Origin of the sequence: Natrinema salaciae (assembly GCF_900110865.1) — an archaeon.
Classification (GTDB): domain Archaea; phylum Halobacteriota; class Halobacteria; order Halobacteriales; family Natrialbaceae; genus Natrinema; species Natrinema salaciae.
The window spans coordinates 200481-223306 of record NZ_FOFD01000006.1 but is presented as its reverse complement, the minus strand read 5'-3'; the positions used below and the strand labels follow the sequence as shown (position 1 = coordinate 223306).

The 22826-nt window shown below is 68.0% G+C and carries 20 protein-coding genes and 1 pseudogene; 9 read left to right on the top strand and 12 right to left on the bottom strand.

Annotated elements, in window-relative coordinates:
- The first annotated feature begins 24 nt into the window (after nucleotides 1-24).
- Nucleotides 25-747, top strand: coding sequence for a hypothetical protein (locus BMX07_RS19500; protein WP_090621221.1), 723 nt, complete (start codon nucleotides 25-27; stop codon nucleotides 745-747).
- A gap of 68 nt (nucleotides 748-815) precedes the next feature.
- Here the strand turns inward: BMX07_RS19500 and BMX07_RS19495 are convergent, their stop codons facing one another.
- From BMX07_RS19495 to BMX07_RS19485, 4 genes and pseudogenes are all read right to left on the bottom strand, one after another.
- Complete coding sequence (locus BMX07_RS19495; RefSeq protein WP_090621219.1) at nucleotides 816-1688, bottom strand: hypothetical protein; 873 nt, start codon at nucleotides 1686-1688, stop codon at nucleotides 816-818.
- Between the two features lie 64 nt (nucleotides 1689-1752).
- Nucleotides 1753-1899 (bottom strand): annotated as a pseudogene (locus BMX07_RS25725) (diphthine--ammonia ligase); the annotation flags it as partial.
- 56 nt (nucleotides 1900-1955) lie between these two features.
- The gene (locus tag BMX07_RS19490) at nucleotides 1956-2705 is read right to left on the bottom strand and encodes a diphthine--ammonia ligase (protein ID WP_090621217.1); all 750 of its coding nucleotides are present in this window, start codon (nucleotides 2703-2705) and stop codon (nucleotides 1956-1958) included.
- A gap of 49 nt (nucleotides 2706-2754) precedes the next feature.
- Nucleotides 2755-4086, bottom strand: coding sequence for a DUF373 family protein (locus tag BMX07_RS19485; RefSeq protein ID WP_090621215.1), 1332 nt, complete (start codon nucleotides 4084-4086; stop codon nucleotides 2755-2757).
- Nucleotides 4087-4259: 173 nt separating this feature from the next.
- Between BMX07_RS19485 and BMX07_RS24920 the strand changes: the two genes are divergently transcribed.
- On the top strand, nucleotides 4260-7628 hold the full coding sequence (locus tag BMX07_RS24920) for a hypothetical protein (protein ID WP_217643713.1): 3369 nt from the start codon (nucleotides 4260-4262) through the stop codon (nucleotides 7626-7628).
- A 74-nt stretch (nucleotides 7629-7702) separates the two neighbouring features.
- Here the strand turns inward: BMX07_RS24920 and sppA are convergent, their stop codons facing one another.
- The 6 genes from sppA to BMX07_RS19455 all read right to left on the bottom strand — a co-directional run bounded on the left by sppA (nucleotide 7703) and on the right by BMX07_RS19455 (nucleotide 14844).
- Nucleotides 7703-8698, bottom strand: coding sequence for a signal peptide peptidase SppA (gene sppA / locus BMX07_RS19475; RefSeq protein ID WP_090621213.1), 996 nt, complete (start codon nucleotides 8696-8698; stop codon nucleotides 7703-7705).
- A 111-nt stretch (nucleotides 8699-8809) separates the two neighbouring features.
- Entirely contained in the window at nucleotides 8810-10219 is a 1410-nt protein-coding gene (locus BMX07_RS19470; RefSeq protein ID WP_090621211.1) for a carboxylate--amine ligase, read from the bottom strand.
- Between the two features lie 130 nt (nucleotides 10220-10349).
- Nucleotides 10350-10499, bottom strand: coding sequence for a hypothetical protein (locus tag BMX07_RS24715; RefSeq protein WP_175480220.1), 150 nt, complete (start codon nucleotides 10497-10499; stop codon nucleotides 10350-10352).
- A 106-nt stretch (nucleotides 10500-10605) separates the two neighbouring features.
- Complete coding sequence (locus BMX07_RS19465) at nucleotides 10606-11487, bottom strand: coiled-coil protein (RefSeq protein ID WP_090621209.1); 882 nt, start codon at nucleotides 11485-11487, stop codon at nucleotides 10606-10608.
- 311 nt (nucleotides 11488-11798) lie between these two features.
- Entirely contained in the window at nucleotides 11799-13718 is a 1920-nt protein-coding gene (locus tag BMX07_RS19460; protein ID WP_090621207.1) for a glycoside hydrolase family 2 protein, read from the bottom strand.
- 43 nt (nucleotides 13719-13761) lie between these two features.
- Nucleotides 13762-14844 (bottom strand): tubulin/FtsZ family protein, encoded by a 1083-nt coding sequence (locus BMX07_RS19455; RefSeq protein ID WP_090621205.1) that lies wholly within the window; start codon nucleotides 14842-14844, stop codon nucleotides 13762-13764.
- Nucleotides 14845-15009: 165 nt separating this feature from the next.
- Here BMX07_RS19455 and BMX07_RS19450 point away from each other — a divergent pair, with 165 nt between their 5' ends.
- The 3 genes from BMX07_RS19450 to BMX07_RS19440 all read left to right on the top strand — a co-directional run bounded on the left by BMX07_RS19450 (nucleotide 15010) and on the right by BMX07_RS19440 (nucleotide 17751).
- Nucleotides 15010-15435, top strand: coding sequence for a DUF5791 family protein (locus BMX07_RS19450; protein WP_090621203.1), 426 nt, complete (start codon nucleotides 15010-15012; stop codon nucleotides 15433-15435).
- A 158-nt stretch (nucleotides 15436-15593) separates the two neighbouring features.
- Nucleotides 15594-16493, top strand: coding sequence for an SDR family oxidoreductase (locus BMX07_RS19445; protein ID WP_090621201.1), 900 nt, complete (start codon nucleotides 15594-15596; stop codon nucleotides 16491-16493).
- A gap of 67 nt (nucleotides 16494-16560) precedes the next feature.
- Nucleotides 16561-17751 (top strand): DHH family phosphoesterase, encoded by a 1191-nt coding sequence (locus BMX07_RS19440; protein WP_090621198.1) that lies wholly within the window; start codon nucleotides 16561-16563, stop codon nucleotides 17749-17751.
- Here the strand turns inward: BMX07_RS19440 and BMX07_RS19435 are convergent.
- Both BMX07_RS19435 and BMX07_RS24710 read right to left on the bottom strand, forming a co-directional pair.
- Nucleotides 17748-18821 carry a PfkB family carbohydrate kinase gene (locus BMX07_RS19435; RefSeq protein WP_090621196.1) on the bottom strand — a complete coding sequence of 358 codons (1074 nt, stop codon included), beginning with the start codon at nucleotides 18819-18821 and terminating at the stop codon, nucleotides 17748-17750. The genes BMX07_RS19440 and BMX07_RS19435 overlap by 4 nt on opposite strands.
- Before the next feature lie 114 nt (nucleotides 18822-18935).
- Nucleotides 18936-19106, bottom strand: a complete 171-nt coding sequence (locus BMX07_RS24710; protein ID WP_175480219.1) for an HVO_0758 family zinc finger protein — start codon at nucleotides 19104-19106, stop codon at nucleotides 18936-18938.
- Nucleotides 19107-19245: 139 nt separating this feature from the next.
- Between BMX07_RS24710 and BMX07_RS19430 the strand changes: the two genes are divergently transcribed.
- The 4 genes from BMX07_RS19430 to BMX07_RS19415 are packed head-to-tail and all read left to right on the top strand — an operon-like array spanning nucleotide 19246 to nucleotide 22802.
- Nucleotides 19246-20478 carry an MFS transporter gene (locus BMX07_RS19430; protein ID WP_217643712.1) on the top strand — a complete coding sequence of 411 codons (1233 nt, stop codon included), beginning with the start codon at nucleotides 19246-19248 and terminating at the stop codon, nucleotides 20476-20478.
- A 50-nt stretch (nucleotides 20479-20528) separates the two neighbouring features.
- Entirely contained in the window at nucleotides 20529-21674 is a 1146-nt protein-coding gene (locus BMX07_RS19425) for a glycosyltransferase family protein (protein WP_090621194.1), read from the top strand.
- 40 nt (nucleotides 21675-21714) lie between these two features.
- Nucleotides 21715-22212 (top strand): DUF7109 family protein, encoded by a 498-nt coding sequence (locus tag BMX07_RS19420; RefSeq protein ID WP_090621192.1) that lies wholly within the window; start codon nucleotides 21715-21717, stop codon nucleotides 22210-22212.
- Nucleotides 22209-22802, top strand: coding sequence for an NUDIX hydrolase (locus BMX07_RS19415; protein WP_090621190.1), 594 nt, complete (start codon nucleotides 22209-22211; stop codon nucleotides 22800-22802). Before BMX07_RS19420 ends, BMX07_RS19415 begins: the two co-directional genes overlap by 4 nt.
- Nucleotides 22803-22826: the final 24 nt, after the last annotated feature.

The window sequence follows — 22826 nt, the reverse complement described above, 5'->3', positions numbered from 1 at the left end:
GTCTGATATGTGCGGACGAAGACCATGACTCGGACGGTCCAGTCGGTCCTCGACCGGCACGCCGACGGCGTTCCCTGCGGGGAACTCGCGGCCGACTTCCGCGAGCACCGACGCTGGACCGGCGACGACCCCCTGTTGCTGCTCGCCGAAGCAGCCGCCGCGACGACCGGACAGGGATTCGTCGACGGTATCGAACCGACGGTCTCCCGGTTTCGCGAGGCGTTCGTCGCAACCGGACGCGTCGACTCCTTCGCGGACCTCGCCGCGCTCGAGCGCGACGACGACGACCTGGTGGCCGTCTTCGGTGCCAGACGGAAGCGACACGTCCTCCGCGAGGCCGCCCGCGTGCTCGCGGATCGGCCGGAACCGGACGATCTGGACGCCCTGATCGAGTGGGCGAGCGCCGCCGACCACTACCGCTACGACACGGACCCGATCGGCTCGGTCGCCGGCGTCGGCCCCTCGAGTTTCCAGTACCTGCGCCAGCTCGCCGGCATCGAAACGATCAGACCGGTCCCGGCGGTCGTGGAGCTGATCGACGCCGTCGACGCGGAACTCGAGCCCTCGCCGCTCGACACCGGAACGGCCCTGCGAACGATCGCGTCCGGCGAGTGGCTGGCGATCGGCTCGTCGTACACGGCGCTCGAGCTCGACCGGCTCGCGTGGTGGACGGCGACCGACGCGGACGAGCGGGCGGCGATCCGCGAGATTCACGACACGCCGCTCGGTACCGATAGTCGAGACTGACGCCGTTCGAGTGGCGCACCGACCCGTCGATCGGAGCGGGACCCTCGAGTCGGTCCGCGCGCTCGACGCTACTGGAACTCGTCGGTCGGCATCGTGAAGTCGACGGTAACGAGGCGGTCGTCCTGGGAAACGTCGTCGAGCGTCGCCGACTCCGAGAGCGAGTTCTCGAGGTTCGATTCGGTCTCGTCGAGATCGATTCCGTCCGCGGTTTTGTACAACAGGAGGTACGTCCCCAGCATCTCCTCGCCGTCGATCTCCGCGGTAATGCCGGTCGTGACGACCGCATCGTCGGCAGCGTCTTCGCTGCTCGACTCGGTCTGTCCGTTGAGGGAGACGTAGACGGTCGTGTCCACTTCCTGCCGAACGAGATCGAAGTCGTCGTTGACGTCGACGAACCGGTCGGCGTCCTCGTTGTAGGTGTCGATCAAGAGCTCGAGCTCCTCCGTGGCCTCGACCTCCGCGTACTCGTACGGACTCGACCTGATGAGATGCGTCCCGTCGGTCGCGACCATCGCGTTCTCCGCCTCGTCGTCCGCGTACAGGTCGAAGTCCCCGTAACTCCCCTCCTCGGACACCCCCATGCCGTCGACGACGTCGCTCCCGTCGAACGAACCCGTGAGTATCTCGGCGAACCCGACACTGAGGACGAACTCGACGTCGTCCGCCGAGAGGTCCTCGCCGTAGGTCCCCGTAACCTCGTCGCGCAGGTCGCTTTTGTTGGACACCGCCTCCTCGTCGAGGATCGCCGCCACGTTCAAGAGCGTCGTCGATATCGAATTCGAACCGACCGCCTCGGGATCGTACGTCCACGCGGCGTAGTCGAGGCCGTCGTCGAAGTAACTCCCCACGACCGGCAGCTCGCTACAGCCGGCGAGTCCCGCCACGATTCCCACACCCGCAACGCCGCCCCCCATCCGAAGTACGTCACGTCTCGATTGCATCCGGTCAGTATATTCAGCATCCTCATAAAGTAGCTCTGGCCGATAACGTGACCGCACAGTCCCGCTACCGATCACTCGGCGATTCGGATGCGACCCGAGACCGTTCCTCGAGACGGGGTTTCGGGCCGGTTCGGGCCGGCTCGTACTCCAGATCGATCCGTCGGTCCATGTGCGGCCCGTCGACCACAAGCGTCTCGGAACCTCCTTTTTCCGCCCGGGTTCTCCGTTCACCGCTCGCGCAAAAATCTGGGCCAAAAAGCCGCTCGCTTACGCCGTTCGCTCGCGGTGGTACGACGCTAACTGCGCGTCCGAGATCCGCAATCGCCCACGCGTTCCCTCCCACACCGGCTCGTACTCCAGATCGATCCGTCGGTCCATGTGCGGCCCGTCGACCACCAGCGTCTCGAACTCGCCGCCTTCTCCCAGGATGTGGACGCCGTACTCCTCGTTGAGCCCCTCGAGTTCCGCGATCGCCGCCCGATCGAGGGTGCGGCCGAGCCACGACTCGTCCAATCCGTGCGCCGCGACCTGCACGATCTCGATTTCGAACCCGGCCTCGAGCATCGCATCGGCCAGTTCGCGGGGATCTTCCTGCCAGAGCGGGGCGAACAGCTCGCAATCGAGCCGGTCGCACATCCCCCGAATCCGGCTCGTCTGGTACTCGCTCTCGACGGCACCCGCCGTGACGCCCGCGACGCCGTTCGGAAGCTCACGGTCGAGGGTGGCGAGCGCGGCCTCGAGCGGCTCGAGTTCGTCGTCGCCCTGCGCGCTCGAGTCGGTCGCCGCGTCGGCCGCGAAGTCGTCGGGTTCGACGTCGACCAGCTCGATGCCGATGCTCTCGGCCGCCAGCGCGGCCAGCTCCGTCGCGGGGACGTGGTACATGTACGAATCGCCCGCCGGGTGGACGGTGACGAGCCGTTCGACCGGTAGATCGCGCTCGAGGGCGCGGTACAGCGCCCACGCCGAGTCCTTGCCGCCGGAAAAGAGGCTCACCCAGGCCCCGTCTGCGTCGCTCATGGTCGGAAGTCGGCAGGGGCGGATAAATGGGTACCGGGTCCGAGCCGCGTCAGCGGTCTCGCGTCCGGGACGAGTCCGGGTTCGCGTTCGCGTCGGCCCCGCCGTCGGTGAGTTCGGGATCCGGCCGCTCCGAGACCGGTCCGGCCTCGCCGTCGGGGGCCGCGTCGGGACCGTCCCCGGGGTCGGGATCGACAGCAGCGTCGGACGCCGACTCGCCGGTCGCGGCACCGCCGTCCGTTCCGCCGTCGGGGCGATCGACGCCCTCGTTCGAGCCGCTGACGGACGACGCGAACTGGGCCCCGACGAGACTCACCACGATCGCGGTGACGACGAACAGGGCGAGTCGCTCGCCGGTCCCCATCACGAACCGCTCGTTCGAGAGGATGCCGAGTTCGTACGCTGGGACGACGAAGGGGTCGATCACGTGCTGTTGCTCGAGGAAGTAGGCGGAGAACCCGCGAACGACCAGGCTGACGGCGACGACGAGAAACGGGAGATTGAGAAAGGACGTTCGGATCGGATCGTCGCCGATCGCCTCGTCGAGCAGTCGGCCGGCGCTGGCCGTCAGCGCGGCCATCGCCAGCCAGGGGATGCTGTCGAAGGCGAACCGCGTCGTCGGGATCACCACGCCCGCCGTGTCCTCGAGGTTCGAGACGCCGAGCGCACCGACGAACAGGCCGACGAACGTCAGCCCGGCGGCGACCACGTAGGTGACGACCGACACCTGCCCCGAGTACAGCGACTCCCGCGTCTGGCGGGCGAACCTGGTCAGGAGTTCGTCGACGTTGAACCCCTTGTAGAGCAGGAAGAGGCCGATAACGGTGGTGATCGCGGCCGCGCCCGTGGCCGGACCGACGGTAGTCGCGAGCAGCGGGAAGACGAGCAGGGTCAACCCGATCGGCACGAGGACGGTCTGACGGAGTTCCTCGTCCGCGAGAAACTGCTTGAGCAGGTAGTAGGTCGACTCGATGTCGCGGGCCTGTCGGACGACGACGCGGTCGACCGAGTCGACCCGGACGCGGCTCTCCACGATCGGGATCAGCCGCTCGTCCTCCGCGCTGTCGGTCACGACGACCGCCGAATCCGGATCGTAGTCCGCGATGAGATCGTCGAGTTGGGCGGCGACCGCTCGATCCGCCGACACCATCGACTCGTGATCCCCCGAGACGACCGCGACGACGACCTCCTCGTTCTCGTCGCGCAGATTTTGGGCGACCCGCAACGACTCGAGTAACGTGTTGACACCGGAGTCCTCCGGATCCGCGAGGCCGACGTCGGTCACGAGCGCGCGGACTGCCTCCCAGCCGACGACGGGCGAGCGGAGGCCGGTCTTGCGGCCCACGTCGTCGGTTCGGTCGAGGCAGACGACCAGCGTTGTCACGGATAGGCGTTGAGTCCCCTGTAACGATAAAACCACTTACTCGAAAACGGTGACTCCTCGTCCCCTCGCTCACACGCCGGTCCGTCGAGTCGGCGGGCTCGTGATCCGCCGAGAAATCGCTAACCACTAATTTTTATTTACTAAGGGTACAATTATTAAATTAGTCACTGACTATGAAACAACCGCGCAGAACGGTGATAAAGACGATCGGTGCGGGGAGCATCGGGCTAGGGACGATCGGAACCGCGGCAGCAACGACGACGATCACGATCGATGGCGGTGGCGACGATATCTGGGGCGACACCGACGCGTTCCACTACTTCTACGAGGAAGTCGACGGCGACTTCGACGTCACGGTCAAGATCGACGAACTCGAGAACACGGACGGGTGGGCCAAGGCAGGCCTGATGGTCCGACAGTCGCTCGCGGCCGACGAGGAGCACGCGATGGTCCGGAAGACGCCCGGGAACGACACCTCGGTCCAGTGGCGGTCGGACGGCGGGGACGAGGCCGAGAGTACGACCTCGGACGGCGGCGAGGACCTGCGCAGGGTTCCGGGCGGAACGATGACGGCCGAGTGGCAGCGCCTCGTCCGGCAGGGGGAGACAATTCGGGCGTATGGCTCCAACGACGGCGAGAACTGGACGCTCATCGCGGAGCTCTCGCCGTCGAACGGGACGGTCGACTTCGCCGGCAGCGCCTACGTCGGGCTCGCGGTGACGAGCCGCAACGAGGGGACGCTCTGTACGGCGGCGTTCTCGAACCTGTCGGGACTGTCACCGTCCAGCAACGACGACATCGGCGACGTTGCGGTGTCCGGAAGCGTCTCCACCACCGACGGCGACACTGGCGGCGACGATCCCGCCCCGGTCGTCTCGACGGGGTCGGCATCGAACGTCACCGCCTCGTCGGCCAGTCTCGGCGGTGCCGTCGACGAACTGGGCGGTGCCGACTCGGCCGTCGTCTCCTTCGAGTACCGCCCGAGCGGCGCGCGGTCGTGGACCACGACCGCCTCGCAGACGCTCTCCTCGAGTGGGACGTTCAGCTATCAGGTCGGCGATCTCTCGAGCGACACGACCTACGAGTTCCGTGCGGTCCTCGAGACCAGCGATGGCGACGGCGACAGGGGATCGATCAATACGGTCGAGACCGCGGTCAACGAGACGGACGGAGTCGTGGTCGAGGGAGCTGGCACCGACATCTGGAACGAGTCCGACGAGGGTCACTACTACTTTACCGACGTCAGCGGCGACTTCGACGCCGTCGTCGCGGTCGACGGCCTCGAGGGCACCGATCCGTACGCCAAGGCCGGCCTGATGGTCCGCGAGACGCTCGACCCGGAGGCAAAGAACGTCATGATTCGACGGACGTCCGGCCACGACACGTCCGTGCAGTGGCGTCCCGAACCCGGCGGCGAGTCGACGAGTCTGACGTCCGACGCCGGCCGAAGCGAACGCGAAACGTCGGGCGGGACGATCGACGCGGACTACCAGCGACTCGTCCGGAACGGTGAGACGCTCCGTGCGTACGCATCGGAGAACGGCGAGGACTGGACACTCGTGGCCGATCTCTCGAGCGACGCGATCGACCTCGCGGAGAGCGGCTACCTCGGGCTTGCAGTCACGAGCCACAACGCGGGAACCCTCTGTGCCGCCGAATTCTCGGAGCTGACCGGCGTCTCGCCGACCCACAGCCGGGACATCGGAGACGTCGAGGTCGCCGGCAGCGTCTCCGGGGACGACGGTGCACCCGTCGACACGAACCCGGTGGTCGCGACGGGATCGGCGACAGACGTGTCCGCGACGACGGCGACCCTCACCGGACGGCTCGACTCGGTGGGACGGGCGTCCTCGGCGACGGTCACGTTCGGGTACCGTGCGGTCGGTGCCGAGTCGTGGACGACGACGGACGGCCGGACGCTGTCCGGCCCCGGTTCGGTCGATATCGAGATCACCGACCTCTCGAGGGAGACCGACTACGAGTTCCGCGCCGTCGTCGAGGCCAGCGACGGCGATACCGATACCGGCGCGGTCGCCACGTTCACAACCGGCGAGTCCGACACCGGTCCAGTCGTCACGACCGGCGAGGTGTCGGAGATCGACGCCACGTCGGCGACGCTGAACGGGCATCTCGAGCGGATCGGTGGACAGGCGTCGACGGCCGACGTCGCGTTCGAGGTCCGTCCCGTCGCCGACGATGACGAGGACGACGCGGAGTGGAGCCGCTCGAGCACCGAGACGCTCGAGGAACCCGGCGAGTTCCGCGGGAACGTCCGCGGGCTCTCGAGCGAGACCGACTACGAGTACCGCGCGGTCGTCGAGGCCGACGACGGCGACGGCGATGCCGGCGAGATCGGGACGTTCACGACCGGGGAAGCTCACAACGACGGCGGCGCACACTACGACTACACCGACGGGTTCACTACGCCTGCACCGTGGCTCGAGGACGAAGCCGTCGACGTCTATCGGATTCAGGAAGCGACCCGTCGCGCGGTCGAAGGGCCGTTCCAGGCGAGCGGGCCGCGCGTGATCGTCTTCGAGACCAGCGGCGTCATCGACCTCGGGGGCGACAGGTTGGAAGTCACCGAGGACAAGTGTTGGATCGCCGGTCAAACGGCCCCCTCGCCGGGAATTACGTTCATCAACGGCATGGTGGCGGTCGGGGCCAACGACTGTGTCGTCCAGCACATCCGTTCGCGAATCGGTCCCGGTTCCGACGGCAACATCCAGGGCAACGACTCGTTCAACACCCAGGACGACACGACGAACAACGTCGTCGATCACGTGACCGCCTCGTGGGGGACCGACGAGTGCATGTCCGTCGGCTACGATACGAATCGGACGACCTACACGAACAACCTGATCTACGAGGGGCTGTACGACCCCTACGGCGACGGCTCGGATCACAACTACGGCACGCTCGTCGGCAACGGTGCCGACAACGTCACGCTGGCGGGCAACGTCTGGGCGAAGTGTCGCAGCCGCATGCCCCGTCTCAAGGGCGATACGCGGAGCGTCGTCGCGAACAACCTCTGTTACTTCTTCGACGAAGGGGGGATCGCGGACGGCTCGACGGAGACCAGCTTCGTCGGCAACGCCTACCTCGGCACGATCGCACCGGACGACAACGTCCTCGAGGGCGGCGACGCGTATCTCGAGGACAACGTCACGTACGATCCGTCCCTCGATTCGGACACCGACTTCGCCACCTCGAACGAACTGTCGTCGCCCCCGCTGTGGCCCGACGGTCTCGAGACGATGTCCGCGAGCGAGGTCGAGGAACACAACCTCCGCTACGCCGGCGCGCGGCCGGCCGACCGGACGGCAAACGACGAGCGGATCGTCCGGGAGATCGCCAATCGAGCCGGCAACGACCGACTCGACTCGGCGTACGACTACTGGATCCCCACTCCCGACGCGGTCGGCGGCTACCCGGACCTCCCCGAGAACACCCACTCGCTGTCCGTTCCCGATTCCGGCCTGCGCGAGTGGCTCGAGGGGTGGGCACTGGCCGTCGAGGAACCGGGTGCCAGCCCGCCCTGAGTGCCGGGAGACGGGTCGACGAGAGACGGACGACCGATCCGAACCGGTCTCGTCTCCGCGATTCCGGTCCGTCGTCAGGTCCGGAGTCGGAACCCGCGCTCGTCGGCGACGCCGGCGATACCGGCACCGAGCGCGTACGCGACGCTTTGTGCTCCCGCACCGACGCGGGCCATCAGCGGCCGTTCGGGCTCGAACTCCTCGACGACCACCTCGTCGGTGTCGAGCTGGTCTGCGAGTTCGTCTTCGATCTCCCGGCGAGTGCCGAGGTGATCGACCAACTCCATGTCGTAGGCCTCCTCACCGAGGTAGATCCGTGCCTCGGTGTCCCGGATGAACTCCGGCTCGAGGTCCCGCCCGTCGCTGACCCGCTCGACGAAGGTGTCGTAGTAGTCGTCGATCAGGCTCTGCAGGTACTCGCGTTCCTCCTCCTCGAGTTCCTTCAGCGGGGTGCCGGCGTCCTTGTAGTCACCGGCGGCGAACCGCTCGTAGGAGAGGCCGACCTTCTCGGCGAGGTCGCTGGCGTTGACCCGGGAGCCGATGACGCCGATGGAGCCGACGATCGACCCATCGCGGGCCCAGAGCTCGTCGCACCCGCTGGCGATCCAGTAGCCGCCGCTGGCGCAAACGTCGGTCGCGTAGGCGATCGTCGGTCCGTCGAACCGCTTGGCCGCCAGTCGAATGTCGTCGCTGGGGACGACCTCGCCGCCGGGCGTGTTCAGCTTCAGGAGGAGCGCCCGGACGTTGTCGTCGTCGTCCGCGCGGTCGATCTGTTCGACCACGTCGTCGGCCGGCGTCGCACCCGGGCTCGTCGGCAGCGGTCCGCCGCCGCCGTCCCGACTGATCGGGCCCTCGACGGCGACCTCGGCCACGTCGTACGCCGGAAACAGCGAGTCGGCGACGTTCCCCGCGAACCGCAGGCCGACGAGGACGGTCGCGATCGCGATCAACACCCCGAGCAGGTCAGTCAGCGTCTCGGGATAGACGACGAACAGGGCGATTGCGACGACGGCAGACGCGATCCCACCGAGAACGACCGTCGCGAGTCGATCGACGTTCCCGCTACCGATCATGGCTGTCACCTCGAATCATACCGATATCTGGGGGCGGACTCCGTTAATCGTTGGCGGTTACCGGATCGCTCCGCCGGCAGACGGCGTCCCGGTCTCAGGCTCGAGTCGGAACTACCGGGACGTGGAGTCGGCGTCGTCGCTCCCGTCACGATCGGACGGTCGGCTCGAACGCCGCGATATCGGACCGCCGTCCGTCTGTGCCGACCGCGTCACGTCCCCGTCCAGGGGTTGGCTCGTATCGGTCGGAGCCTCACCGTCGTCGCCGGCGACCCCGGTACCGGGCTCGACGTCCGGTTCGGTCTCGGCCGGAGGATCCGCGTCCGATCGGCTATCGAGCCACGCTCGCACGAGATTCATCCCGTCCTGGACGAACGGGACCGGGTCGTCTGCGACCGCGTAATCGAACCGCGGCTGGCGAACGAGCGACGTCGCGACTTCGCGCGCGGCGCTCCCCAGCGACGGCCGCTCGACGAGCGGATACTCCTCGGTCGCGACGCTGTGGAGGTAACTGAGTTCGCCGCGGAGCAGGTGACCGCCCATCCCGACCTCGTAGGTCGGCTCCGACGTGATCGGCTCGTCCATCGCCAGTTGCCAGTAATAGTACGGGAAGTCGGCCCCCGCGCGGACGGAAAACGGCAGCGACGACCAGAATCGGGGGTTGATCTCCATCAGCTTGAACTCGTCGTCCGCGGGATCGCACAGGAACTCGACCATCGCCAACCCGTGCCACTCGAGTTCGTCCAACAGGGCACGGCCGGCGGTCTCGAGCTCCGGGATGTGGACCGACTCCCGGTAGGCGCTGGGGCCGCCGCAGTACTTCCAGCCCCGGCGCTGGCAGTGCTGAAAGGTCGCGACGGGGTCGCCGTGGTCGTAGAGCGCGAAGAAGCCGAACTCCCGCGAGTCGGGGATCCGTTCCTGGACGAGCGGGACGTGGCCGCGTCTTTCCGTGGCCGTCTGCGGATCCGGCCGCGTGCCCGGTCGCTGATACTCCGTCGAGCCGATCGACGCGCTGTCGAACCGTTCGCCGAGATACGCGGGCGAGGCGACGGTGTACCGCGGTTTCACGATCGTCTCGCGGTCCCAGTCGTCCCACTGGTCCAGGAGTTCGGTCTCGGGAGCACCGACGCCAGCGGCGTCGGCGGCATCGAAGAGTTCGACCCGGTCCTGAACGCGGCGGAGGGTCTCGAAGTCCGGCCACGGCGTCGCGACCTCGTCGGCGAACGCGCCTTTGCGCCTGGCGAGAACGTAGACGTCCTCCTCGCGGACGGGGACGATCGTCTCGACAGCCGGTCGCTCGGCAAGCGAGAGCAAGGCGTCCCCGTACGCGGCGAGATCCGTCTCGGGGTCCGGCAGATCGACGAACTCGTCGCGGTACGCCGAGGTCGCCGCCGGGGTCGACCGCGACTCGGAGCCGACGACCGTTCGGACGCCGCGCGGTCGGAGCGAGCGGAGACAGGCGACGGTACTCGGCGCGTCGATGCCGGGCACGACCACGCCCGCGTCGTCCCTGTGTCGTTGCATGACCGATGGGTGGGGGTCCCGTTCCATTGTTATAGATCGGATAACGGGTCCCGTCGAGCGCCGGTTCGCTTCACCCCCGGATACGCGACAGTAGGCACCGAATACGCGCCGTTCGAGTCCGAGATATCGATCACAGCGTCGGCTCCCGTCTCCGTCCGTTTCGGCGGTCGAATACGCGGCCGAGCGCGATATCGAGGACGCGTTCATCGACCGTTCCGGGGTAGGCACCCGTTACGATCACCGTCTCGTCCACGTCGGCTCGCTCCGCCAGCGGTCTCACCGCGCACTCGAGGACGGCGTCGATCGTCCCGAGATGGTGCCGTCGCTACACGCCCGCTCGAGAAACCCGAAAACTCGGGGAGAAAATCGCGGTAGACGAACGTGGATTAGAGCAGTCCCGTCTTCTGGAGTTTCATCAGGTCCTCGGTGTCGAGGGTTTCGCCTTCCTTGAACTTCTGATAGATCTCCTCGGCCTCCTCTTTGGCCTCCTCTTTCTTCTTGTCGCGCTCGGACTTGCGCTCTTCCTCTTCTTTCTTGTCCAGTTCGCGCAGGCGCTTCTGGACGCGGACGAAGTCCTCGTGGTGCTGGTCGGCGGCCTCCTGGGCCTCGACGAACTTCTCGTGCATCTCGTCGGCCTCGTCACGGATGTCGTCGGCCTCGCGATAGGCCTCGATCATCTGGTTGTGGTGTTCCTGGGCCTTGTCCGCCAGCTCGGTCACCTTCTGGTGGTGCTGGGAGGCTTCCGATCGTACTTCCTCGGCTTCCTCGACGAGTTCCTCGAGATCCTCGTTCTGATCGAGCTTCTGCTTGCGCTCCTCGTACTCCTCGCGCTTGTTCTCGATCTTCTCGATGAGCTCCTTCTCCTCTTCGCTCGAGAGGACCTCGGTCTGCTGTTTGAACTCGAGCTGTTCGATCTCCTCCTCGAGCTCCTCGAGATCCTTGCCTTCGTCGAGCTCCATGTCCGACTTGAGCTGCTCGACCTTGTCGAACAGCTCGTTGGCTTCGGCGTTGAGCTCGTTGCGGCTCTCCTTGTGTTCCTGGACCTGCTCGTTGAGCTCGTCGCGTTTCTCGCGGTGCTCCTGGGCCTCGTCGACTTTCTCGCGGGTCTTCGCGTTGAGATCGTCGCGCTTGGAAGCGCGCTCAGAAGCCATCTGGTTCAGCTCGTTTCGCCGGTCTCGCAGTTGACCGGCCATCTTGATGAGCTGTCCTTTCGATTTGTTCTCTAGGTCGTCCTCTGTCAGTTCGATGTTCTTCGATTCGTCTACCATGTTAGTCAAACCTCTGTGCCATACCCGCACCGGAGAAACGGTCGGCCGGCCGCTCGAGTCGGTCGCCGACGGGTTGGCGAGTGACTCGAAAGTGGCCATTCGGCCGTTCGAAGCGGCTGCTCACGATCTGCGAAACCTCGGTGAATAAGATTTCCTGTCATCGATCGTCGAGCGATACGCGCCCCGGTGGCGTTCTGGTATCCAATACTATTGTCGCCTCTAATTTAAATGTACCGGTCACAATACCCCTGAAAACCGTTAGCAGGGGCCTCGTTCGGCCGTGTTGGGGCGTGACATGGTCCGGAAGCGGCTTATAAATGATATCGGTTACGGATCGTCGTGTCGTCGACCGCCACCTCGAGATCGACCCGCTCGGTGCCCCGCGGAATGCGGACCGTTCCGACCGCCGTCGTCTCGAGTGGGCCGACGCTGACCCGTTCCATCTCCGTGGTGTCGCCGACCCGCCAGCCGACGATCGGCTCGAGCGCCTCGTGGGTATCGTTACAGAGCGTAATTCCGACTGTCCCGGGAGCGGCCGGCCCGTCGAGGACGGCCTGTACCGGTTCGTACGACTGTGCGATCGCCTCGGCGGCCCGCTTGGGCTCGCCCTCGGCGGTGTGGACACCCATGCCGCCGTCCGGCGCGGTATCCCGGAGCGTCGACGCCGCGAGAACGCCGCACTCCCGCCGGCGGAGCGACTCTGCGACCGTCTTCAGCGTCCGCGCCTGCTCGCGCTGTGACTCCTCGGCACCGGCGGCCCGCCCCTCGAGCATCCCCGACCCGAGGCCGGGGATCGCCGCCGGTTCCACGTTGTCGGCCGCGAGCGAACCGGCCCCGAATCCGCCGACGAGCTCGCCGAGAGACGGGTAGGTCTCGAGGAGCCAGTCGATGTCCGCGGCCGCGAGGTACTGCCAGCCGGGAAACAGGTGGGCCGCGTCGGGATCGGTTCCCGGCGGCCCCGTCACGGGGACGACCGGCAGTTCGTCGGCGACGGTGTCGGCGACGGCTGCAGCGGGGCCGTGATCGACTGCGGTCCGCCACGCCCGGTATCGAACGGCGAGTTTCGCGAGGAGGCCGTCCCCGAGCGGCTCCGCGTACGGGTCGGCGGGCTGATCCTGTACGCCGTACATCGCGAGGCTGGGATGGCGGCCGTACGTCTCGTCGAGTGCGGCCGCCAGTTCCCGGCCCCGATCGATCGGGAGGTCGGGGCCGCTAACGGGCAGATCCTGCCAGACGAGGATCCCGGCCTCGTCGCAGGCCTCGTAGAACGCCGGCGGTGGAACGTGCGCACGTGCACGGAGCAACGTCGCGTTCGCGTCGACGGCGCGGCGGACGTCCTCGCGCGGGTCGCCGCCGGGCAATCGCGTGAAGCCGCGGGCCCGGACGCGCCGACCGTTGAGCAAGAGACCGTCCGCATCCCGTTCGACGTGGCGAAGGCCGACGGTCCGCTCGACGGTGTCGCCGCCCAGTTTCGCCCGGACCGAATACCGGTTCTGCGGTCCGTACTCGCGAGGCCACCACAGCGACGGCTCCTCGATCGAGATCGTCTTCGACAGCGTCGTGCGCTCACCCGCGGCCGCTTCGACCGGGAGGCGCTCCATCGCAGCGCCGCCGCGAAACCCCTCCGGTCGAAGCGACAGCGTCACCGCGTCGTCGATCGCCGCGCCGGCGTCGACCTCGAGGGTCACGTCGAGTCCGGCACCCGCACCGTCGGCCGTCGCGTTCGTCGCCGAGGCGGCGGCGTCCCCGGTCGCGTCCGATTCGGTCCCCGTTTCCAACCGGGGTCGGACCTCGAACCGCCGGAGGAACGTTCGAGGACGCGACTCGACCGCGACGTCCCACCAGATACCGGGGGTGCCGACGCCGTCGGGGACCGCGTCGGTCCCGTAGATGCCGGCGACGGAATCGGGTCGTTCACAGAGGACGATCAGTTCGTTCTCCGGACGGGGGTCGAACTCGAGGCGGGCCGGGACGAAGTACGGTTCGTGCGTCGCCAGCCGGCTGCCGTTCATCCAGACCGTCGCGCGGTCGTACGCACCGCGGAGGTCGAGCAGCGCGCGTTCGGTCTCGTCCGCTCGAGGATCCGCGAACGTCGTTCGGTAGGCGATCGGTCCCTCGTCGTCGAACGCGGCCGGTCGGCCGGGGACCGAAACAGGCTCCCACTCCGCGACGGTCGGCGGGGCGTCTCCGCCGCGGTCCGTGACGACCCCCCCGGTCCACTCGTCGGTCATTGTCTCCGTCAGTGAACCGGAAGTAAAAAGCCCTTCCGACGTTTCAGAACAAGTTCTCGAGTCGGTCGTCGGCGAACTGGTCGGCGTGGTCCGTCGATTCGGACTCCTGTGATTCCTTCGCTTCGCGAGCCCGCTCCATGAACGCCTGAATTCGGTCGGACCGCTCCGCGCCACCGAGCAGTACCAGTGCGCCGAGCCGGTCGCTGTCGAGCGGGAAGTCGCCGCCCCGGACCTGCATGCTGCCGGTCTCGTCCTCGAGCCAGTGGCGGGCCTTCTCGACGCCCTTCCGCGGAATCGCGTCGGGCCGGCCCGCGATGACCAGCAGCGCCGAATCGGCCGTCGTCGCGTCCGGCAGGCTCGTCCCCGTCAGGAGCGCCTGTCTCGACACGGTCATGGCGGTGGTGATGTTCTCGCCGCTGTCCTCGCTCGCGATCTCGGTGGCGTACCCCAGCGCCGCGACGCCGCCCGCGCGGAGGGTGTTGATCACCTCGCTCGAGTCGACGACGCTCTCTCCGACGCCCTCGACGGCCTCGCCGGAGGCGAAGAGCAGGCCGACCCGCTTGGCGATCTTCTGGTTGATGGTCTCGAACGCCCCCTCGACACTCTCGCCCTGTTCGTGCCAGGCGTCGTTGTCGATCAGCAGCGTCGAATCGGCCTCCCGGAGGAGGGTCTTCAGGGAGCGACCGGCGTTGGCCTGATAGAGCGACCCCTCGTTGCGGCCCGGCAATACGCCGAGCGCGTAGACGGGGATGTCGTAGATCTGCTGGAGGTGGTGGACGAGCACGGGCGCGCCGCCGCTTCCCGTCCCGCCGCCGAGGCCGGCGACGACGAAAATGGCCTCGGCTTTCGACGTCACGCGGCCGTCGAGTCCGTCCAGCACCTGCTGGATGTCGGACTGCATCACTTCCGTCCCGAGTTCGTTGTCGCCGCCGACGCCGTGGCCGTTGACGCGATCGGCACCGATCAGCTTCGTGTCGACGAACTCGAGGGACTGGAGGTCGGGTTCCGCGGAGTTGATGGCCAGCGCACCCTGGACGGCTCCGAATCCCATGTCCGCGTCGAACCGGGCGAGCCGTTCAGTGATCTTTCCGCCGGCCTGACCGACTCCGATCAGGGCTACCTTCATACCACGATCATGTAATGGAGCCCTGTTTAACGTTCCGGTGGACTGATACGCCGCGTTTCCCCGCGACGGACCGCTCGACCGGATGGCGCGGCGAACGCGACGGCCGATCCGCCCGGACCGGCACAGGTCACAATACCTTTCAGCCGCATTCCCCTCTCTCAGGGTATGTTCTACGAACAGCGGATGACCGTCCCCGACTCGCCCGCCGAGCTCCGGGCCGAGTACGAGGACGACCTCGCAGCGATCGTCGAACGACGCGGGTCCGCGGACGTCGCGGCCGAAACGGGCCTCGAGCGGGACGTGCTCGAGGCCCTGACGGCGGGGGACTCGCCGGCGCTCACGCTCGAGGAAGCGGCACAGATCCAGTCGCTCGCGGACGGCGAACCGGATCCGGAGACGATGGTCACGATGGCCCTCGAGCACCTGCTGCTGGGGATGTCCACGGCGGTACTCGACGTCGACGCGGTCGAGAGCCACCTCGAGATCGATCTCGACGCCAAGGAGGTCCACCAGAAGATCGAGGGGCGAGCGCCGATGTCCTTCGAGGAGTTCGTACACGTACAGCACGTGATCGCGGACGGCGCTCCCTGACCGGACGCCCGCCGATCGCGAGTCGACGCGGGGATTCGCTGCCGGCCGCGGCGATCGGTCGGCCGGTCGGAACCCGGTTCGTTCGATAATTCGGCGAGAACGACGTGGATCGTGGTCTCGAGCGGTGAAATTATGTGCAGCCGACCACGAGTCGGGGTATGCACGTCGCAATTCTCGGCTGCGGCTACGTCGGCGTCGAACTGGGCCGACAGCTCTCGGCTCGCGGTCACGAACCGATCGGCGTCCGACGCTCGGCTGCGGGCGTCGAACGGATCGAAGACGCCGGTTTCGAAGGGGTTCGGGCGGACGTCACCGACGGCGAGGCACTCGCGGCGGTTCCGGACGTCGACGCGATCGTCTTCGCCGCGAGCAGCGGCGGGCGGGGTGCCGGGGCCGCCCGCGAGGTCTACGTCGAAGGGTTGCGAACGGCGATCGATGCGTTCGGTGAGCGCGAGAACTCGCCCGACAGACTCGTATACACGTCCTCCACGGGCGTCCACGGCGATCACGACGGCGACTGGGTCGACGAGACGACGCCGCTCGAACCCGCGACCGAAAAGACCGAGGTGCTCGCCGAGGCCGAGCGAATCGCGCTCGAACACCCCGAGACGTACGGCTTCGACGGGACCGTCGCGCGCTACGCCGGCCTGTACGGCCCCGATCGATACCGACTCGAGCGCTACCTCGACGGTCCCGTCACGGCGGGGTACCTGAACATGGTCCACCGAGACGACGCCGCCGGTGCGGTCCGCTACCTGCTCGAGGAAGCCCTCGCGCGCGGCGAGGTGGTGCAGGTGGTCGACGACGAACCCGCCTCGAAGTGGGAGTTCGCGGACTGGCTGGCGGACGAGTGTCGCGTCGACCACCCGCCGAAACGGACGAAAGCGGAACGGCTCGCGGACGACGACCTCTCCGAAGCGGGGCGGCGGCGGATCCTGACGAGCAAGCGCTGCTCGAACGAGAAGCTGCGGGCGATCGGCTACGAACTCGACTACCCCACCTTCCGGGAGGGGTATCGCGACGCGATCGAAAGCCGCCGTAACGGGTCCGGGGACTGACTGTTTCCCCCTCGTATCGGGGTGAAATCGGGGGAAATTTGATGGTGGTTCGATTTGATTCCCCGATATGAGCTATCGGAGCGCCTCGACCGGCGGTGCCGTCGTCGAGGCGAACCCGTTGGTAACCGAGTCGCTCGGCGACTCGATCCGCGCCCTGGATCCGCTCGTCCTCTCCCTTCTCGTTCTCGCGATCGTCGGGCTCGTCCTCGGTGGGTGGTGGGTGTTCCGCTGGTTCCGGCGTCCGCCGGGCGCTCGGCTCCAGCGCGTGCTCGGCAATCACGACGAAGTAGCGGTGTTGATGCACCCGAATCCGGACCCCGACGCCATGTCCTGTGCGATGGGCATCGCGGCGATCGCGGAGTCGGTCGGCACCGACGCGTCGCTGCAGTTCTCCGGCGAGATCCGCCATCAGGAGAACCGCGCGTTCCGGACCGTCCTCGATCTGGACCTCGAGTCCATCGACGCGAGCTCGCAGCTCAGCGAGGGGCCGGTCGTCCTGGTCGATCACAACACCCCGCGGGGCTTTACCGGTGCGCAGACCGTCGAGCCGATCGCCGTCGTCGACCACCACCCCGGGAACGGGGCCGGCACGAAGTTCACCGACGTGCGGACCGATTACGGTGCGGCGTCGACGATCATCGTCGAGTACCTGAAAGACATCGGCGCGACGATGGCCGACGAGGACGACTCGGCCGGCTTCCAGGTGTCGCCGGAGCTCGCGACGGGGCTGCTCTACGGCATCCAGTCGGACACGAACCACCTGACGAACGGCTGTTCGCGGGCCGAGTTCGACGCCTGCGCCGCGCTCTTCTCCGGGATCGACGAGGACCTGCTCGACCGGATCGCCAACCCGCAGGTCAGCGACGACGTGTTGCAGGTCAAGGCGACGGCGATCACCGAGAAGCGAGTCGAAGGCCCGTTCGCCGTCTGCGACGTCGGCGAGGTCGGCAACGTCGACGCGATTCCCCAGGCTGCGGACGAACTCATGCACCTCGAGGGCGTCACCGCCGTCGTGGTCTACGGCGAACACGAGGGGACGCTCCACCTCTCGGGACGGTCCCGCGACGACCGGGTTCACATGGGTGAGACGCTCCGCCACGCCATCAGCGACATTCCGATGGCCAGCGCGGGCGGCCACGCGCGGATGGGCGGCGGCCAGCTCTCGGTCGATCACATGAAGGGGATCGGCCCCTCCGACGGGATCAGCCGGGCGGAGTTCGAGGAACGGCTCTTTTCGGCGATGTCGGGCGAACGCTAGGGCTCCGGCTCGAGCACCGACCGTACCGCCGCCGGATCGGCGGTCACGCCGGTTCCGACGAACCGCGCCGCGCAGGCGTTGCCGAGCGCGAGCGCCGTCTCGAGCGGCCAGTCGCGGACTACCCCGCAGGCCAGCCCGCCGGAGAACCGGTCGCCGGCACCGGTCGTGCGCTGGGGCTCGCCGACCGAAACCATGCCGAGCGAGCGCGTTTCGTCTCTCGTCGCCCCGACGGCCGCGTCCGGGCCGTGGCAGACGACGCCGGTGATGTCGAGCGCCGAGCGGAGCGCGGCGACTCGGTCTCGGTCCCGGTCCCGGTCCCGATCGGCGGGTCCGTTCCCGGTTCCGCCAGCGACCCCGGCCCCGCTCCCGACGACCGCGGCCGCCGCGTCGAGCTCCGCCGGATTCACGCTCAGAACGATCTCGGTCGCGGGAGCGGCCGAGTCGGCGTTCGACAGCCCATCGAACAGTCCCTCGAGCGCCGCGGGATCGACGGTGTCGATCGGACCGGGATCGACCACGACCGGGTGCCGCTTCTCGGGCGGGTCCGACGCCAGCCGTTCGAAGACGGACTCGAGTCCGCGGAACGAGACCCAGTTCGCACAGCAGAGCGCGTCCGCACCGACGACTCGCTCCCAGTCGACGACCGCCAGCAGGTCCTCGACCCCCCAGCCGTCCGCCGGCCCGGGTTCCGCAAACAGCAGTTCGTCGGCGGCGAACGCGACGACGCGGACCGTCCTCGGCTCCCCCATCGAACGCGTCTCGACGGGGACCTCGGACAGCACTGGATGGTCGAGGTGGCCGACGAGCGTCGCCGCGTCGCCGAGGGCGTGGACCTGGACGGCCGCGTTGACCGCCTGTCCGCCCGGGCGCTCCTCGAGCGGCTCGAGCGAGAACGACCGCCCGCCGTCGGCGAGCTGCGCGGCGAACCCGTCGGCCGTCTCGAGGCGGTCGCCGCCCCGTCCCGTGAGCGCGTACCAGCGGTCGATGCTCCCGTCGGGGAACGAGACGATCCGTCGGTCGTCGCCGCTCTCGAGGTCGTCGAGCCGGTCGCGGAGGTCGTCGTAACTCACGCTCCGGACTGCGACGTTCGTCGGGAAAAAGTAACGGCTGGCACGACGGCTCGAGGCGGGACCTCGACACCGACACCGACACCGACGATCCACCCGGCGAACCCGACGATCCGTCTAGCGAATCTCCTTCCACTCGGACGCGCAGTCCGGACAGATCCGGACCGTCTTGATCTCGTCCGGGTCGTTTTCGGTCTTCAGCGGCTTCTCGCACTCACCACAGACGAGTCGGTCGTACGTGTCCTTCTCGAGTTCGCCGTTGCGGAGTGCCTTCCGGACTGATTTCATGTTCACCCTGTAAGAAGGAGGGGAAGAAAAAGACCGGTGCTTTTTCGAATTTCGCGTCGGGCGTACATATCGTACGACTATCACGTAGCCGCTCGACGGAATTCGGAAGGGTTGAAACGGTCGCCGAGACAGCGACACTGTGAACGAGAGGGCGAGCGGGCGACGACGGCACACCGGTCGAACGGGCGTTTTCGGGACGCTGTGTGCGATGGTCTTTCTGGTCAACCTCGGCCGCGTGATCTACGCACCGCTGCTGGAGCCGTTCCGGACGACGTTCGGCGCGAGCGCGGCCGCCGTCGGCCTGCTGGCGACGCTGGCCTGGCTCGGAGCCGCGGCGCTCCAGATTCCGACGGGCTATCTCCTCACGCGGCTGCCCCGCCACTGGCTGATCCTCGCGTCAGGCGGGCTGTTGGCCGCCGGATCGGCGTTCGCGGCCACCGCGCGGAGTCTCGAGGTGCTCTACGTCGGCGCGCTCTGTATGGGGATCGCCAGCAGCGCATACTTCGTGGCGGCGAACCCGCTCGTCAGCGAACTGTACCCGTCGCGGATCGGGCGCGCGATCGGCGTCCACGGAACCGCGAGCCAGACGGCCGCGGTGGTCGCCCCGCTGCTGGTCGGGGCGTTCTTCGCGGTCGCGTGGCCGATCGCGGCCTGGCGCGCGCTCTTTCTCGCGATCGCAGTCGCGGCGGTCGCGTCGACGGTCGTCCTCTTCGTCGTCGCGAAACGGGCGACCCTGCCGGACGCCGGGAAACGGGATCGGGATCTCCTCGGTGCCGTCCGTCGCCAGTGGCCGATCGTCGCGACGGGCGTCGCCGTCGTCGGCGCGGCGACGCTGGTCTGGAACGGTGTCTTCAACTTCTACGTGACCTACCTCGTCGAAGTCAAGGGGTTCTCCGAGGGGGGTTCCCGAGCGGTCCTGACGCTGCTCTTTCTGGCCGGCGTCCCCGCGTTCGCCGTTACCGGCTGGATCGCCGACCGGGTTCGGTTCCTCCCGCTCCTGCTCGCGATCGTCGGCGCGTTCCTCTGTGCCGTCCTCGCACTGACGATCGTCGAGGGAACGGCGGCGATCCTCGCCGTGACGGTGCTCATGGGATACATCATCCACAGTATCTTCCCCGCCTCCGACACGTACATCCTCGCGTCCGTCCCGGACGAGAACCGCGCGAGCGCGTACGCGCTGTTCAGCGGCGTGATGATGCCGATCCAGGCCACCGGGAGCGCGATCCTGGGAGCGATGATCGACGCCGGCATCTCCTTCGACAACTCCTTTCGGCTCCTCGCCGCCGGCATCGGCGCGGTGTTGGTCGTCCTGGTCGTCCTCACCGCTGCGGGCCGCCTTCCGACGGGCGCGAACGGTAACCGCCGACAGTAGATCTGGCCGCATCCGTGGCCGTTTTACCGGTCCGCTCGAACACCACACCGATGGAGTACGTCCAGGAGCGGATCGCGACGCTCCACGAGTTCGGCGGCGACGGGAGGACGAGGGGCGGCCTCGCCCACGACGCCGCCCGCGCGGTCGCCGAGACGGCCGTCGTCGTCCCGATGACCGGCCGCGAGTACGAGAGCCCCGCGGCCGAGCGCGTCCTCGAGGAACTCGAGCGTCTCGAGCCAGCGCCGGCCGCGGTCTTCGTCCCCGTCCGCGCCGATCCCGACCGCATCGGTCCGTTCCGGGACTGGCTCGACACCTTCGCCCTGCCGACGCGCGTCCTCTGGTGTAACGCGCCCGCCGTCGACGCCTTGCTCGCCGAGGCGGGACTGGGAGGCCAGTTCGGCAAGGGCCGAGACGTCTGGCTGGCGCTCGGCCCCGCCGCCGCCGTCGCCGACGCCGTCGTCGTCCACGACGCCGACGCGCGCAGTTACGAGGCCGCACACGTCCGCCGCCTCCTCGCGCCGCTGACGATGGACTTCGAGTTTTCGAAGGGGTACTACGCCCGCGTCGAGCGGGGCCGGCTCTACGGCCGACTCTTCCGCCTGTTCTACGAACCGCTGCTCCGGGCGCTCGCGGACGCCCACGACGCGCCGATCGTGGACTACCTCGGCGCGTTCCGGTACGCGCTGGCTGGCGAGTTCGCCGCGACTGCCCGTCTCGCGCGGCGGCTTCGTGCACCGCGCGCGTGGGGGCTCGAGGTCGGAACGCTCGGCGACGCCTACGCGCTCGCCGGCTTCGAGGGGACCGCACAGGTTGACCTCGGCCGCCACGAACACGACCACCGCGCGGTCGCCGGCGACGCCGGCCTCGAGGGAATGAGTCGCGAAGTCGCCGCCGCGCTCCTTCGCGTCCTCGAGGAACACGGCGTCGCCCTCGAGTACGCGACGCTCCCCGAGCGGTACCGGGCCGTCGGTGCGGAGCTGATCGACCAGTATCACGCCGACGCGGCGTTCAACGGGCTCGAGTACGAGCCGGCGGCCGAACGGGATCAGGTGGCCCGCTACGCCGAATCGATCGCCCCGCCGGGGCCGGATACGCGACTGCCGCGGTGGATCGATGCCCCGTTCGCCCCGAGCGACGTGCTCGCGGCCGCCCGGCCGTGGCGGGACCGGCGACTCGGCTCGCGCTCCCAAGGCTAAAGACTAAAGACTAATCCCATCACCCGCCGTTGGACTCCGTATGGATGCGACCGCCGACGAACTGGCCGGCGTGGTCGACCTCTTCGGGGGGTTGACCCGCGCGGAACTCGAGCGGGCGCTCGCCGAGGCCGCCTACCGGGCCGACGGGCAGTCAGTCGACGACGGGGCCCTCGAGGCGGCCATCGACGACGCAGTCGAGTCGTTCGCGCTCGTTCGGTACGATTCCGGCGACGAGGACTCGCCGTCGACCGCGGACGGCGACCCGCTGCTGGTCGCCGGCCCGACGGCCTTTCCCGCGGTACCGGACCACGCGGAGGACGTTCCCCACATTCTCGACGTCGAGCGGCGACGGCTCGATCGCGAGGCGCTGGGGAGGACCGCCCGCGAACGCGTGATCGAGGCCGCCGGGGAGGCCGTCGAGACCGCCGACGCCGAGCGGATTCGGACCCTGATCGACGTCAGCTACGACGTCGAGGCGTGGGCACCGGTGGATCTCACCGACGAACGGACGCGGCTGGAGGACGCGCTCGAGGAATGACGGCGCGACGACTGACCCTCGAGCCGGTCGCGAACTACGATCCGACCGAGATCGACGATCAGGAGTACGACGCGGCCGTCCTCGCACCGATCGTCGACCGCGACGGCGAGGATCACCTGCTGTTCACCCGCCGGGCGGACCACCTCGGCGAACACCCCGGCCAGATGAGTTTCCCCGGCGGCGGGGCCGAACCCAAAGACGAGAGCATCCTCGAGACCGCGCTCCGGGAGGCCAACGAGGAGATCGGCCTCGAGCGCAGCGAGGCCGAGGTCGTCGGCCAGCTCGACGACATTCGGACGGTGACCGAGTACGCCGTGACGCCGTTCGTCGCCCACGTCCCCGATCGGGCGTACCGCCGCGAGGAGAGCGAGGTCGCCGAGATCGTCGTCCTCCCGCTATCGGGGCTGCTCGACCCCGACAACTACGAGTACGAGCGTCGATCGCACCCCTACTACGGCGAGATCGTCATCCACTACTTCCACGTGAACGGCTACACCGTCTGGGGCGCGACCGGTCGGATTCTGGTGCAGTTGCTCGAGCTGGCGACGGATTTCGAAGCGCCCGAGAAGGTCGATCGGTCGGATTTCTAGCGATCGGCGATCAGATCCGCTCGA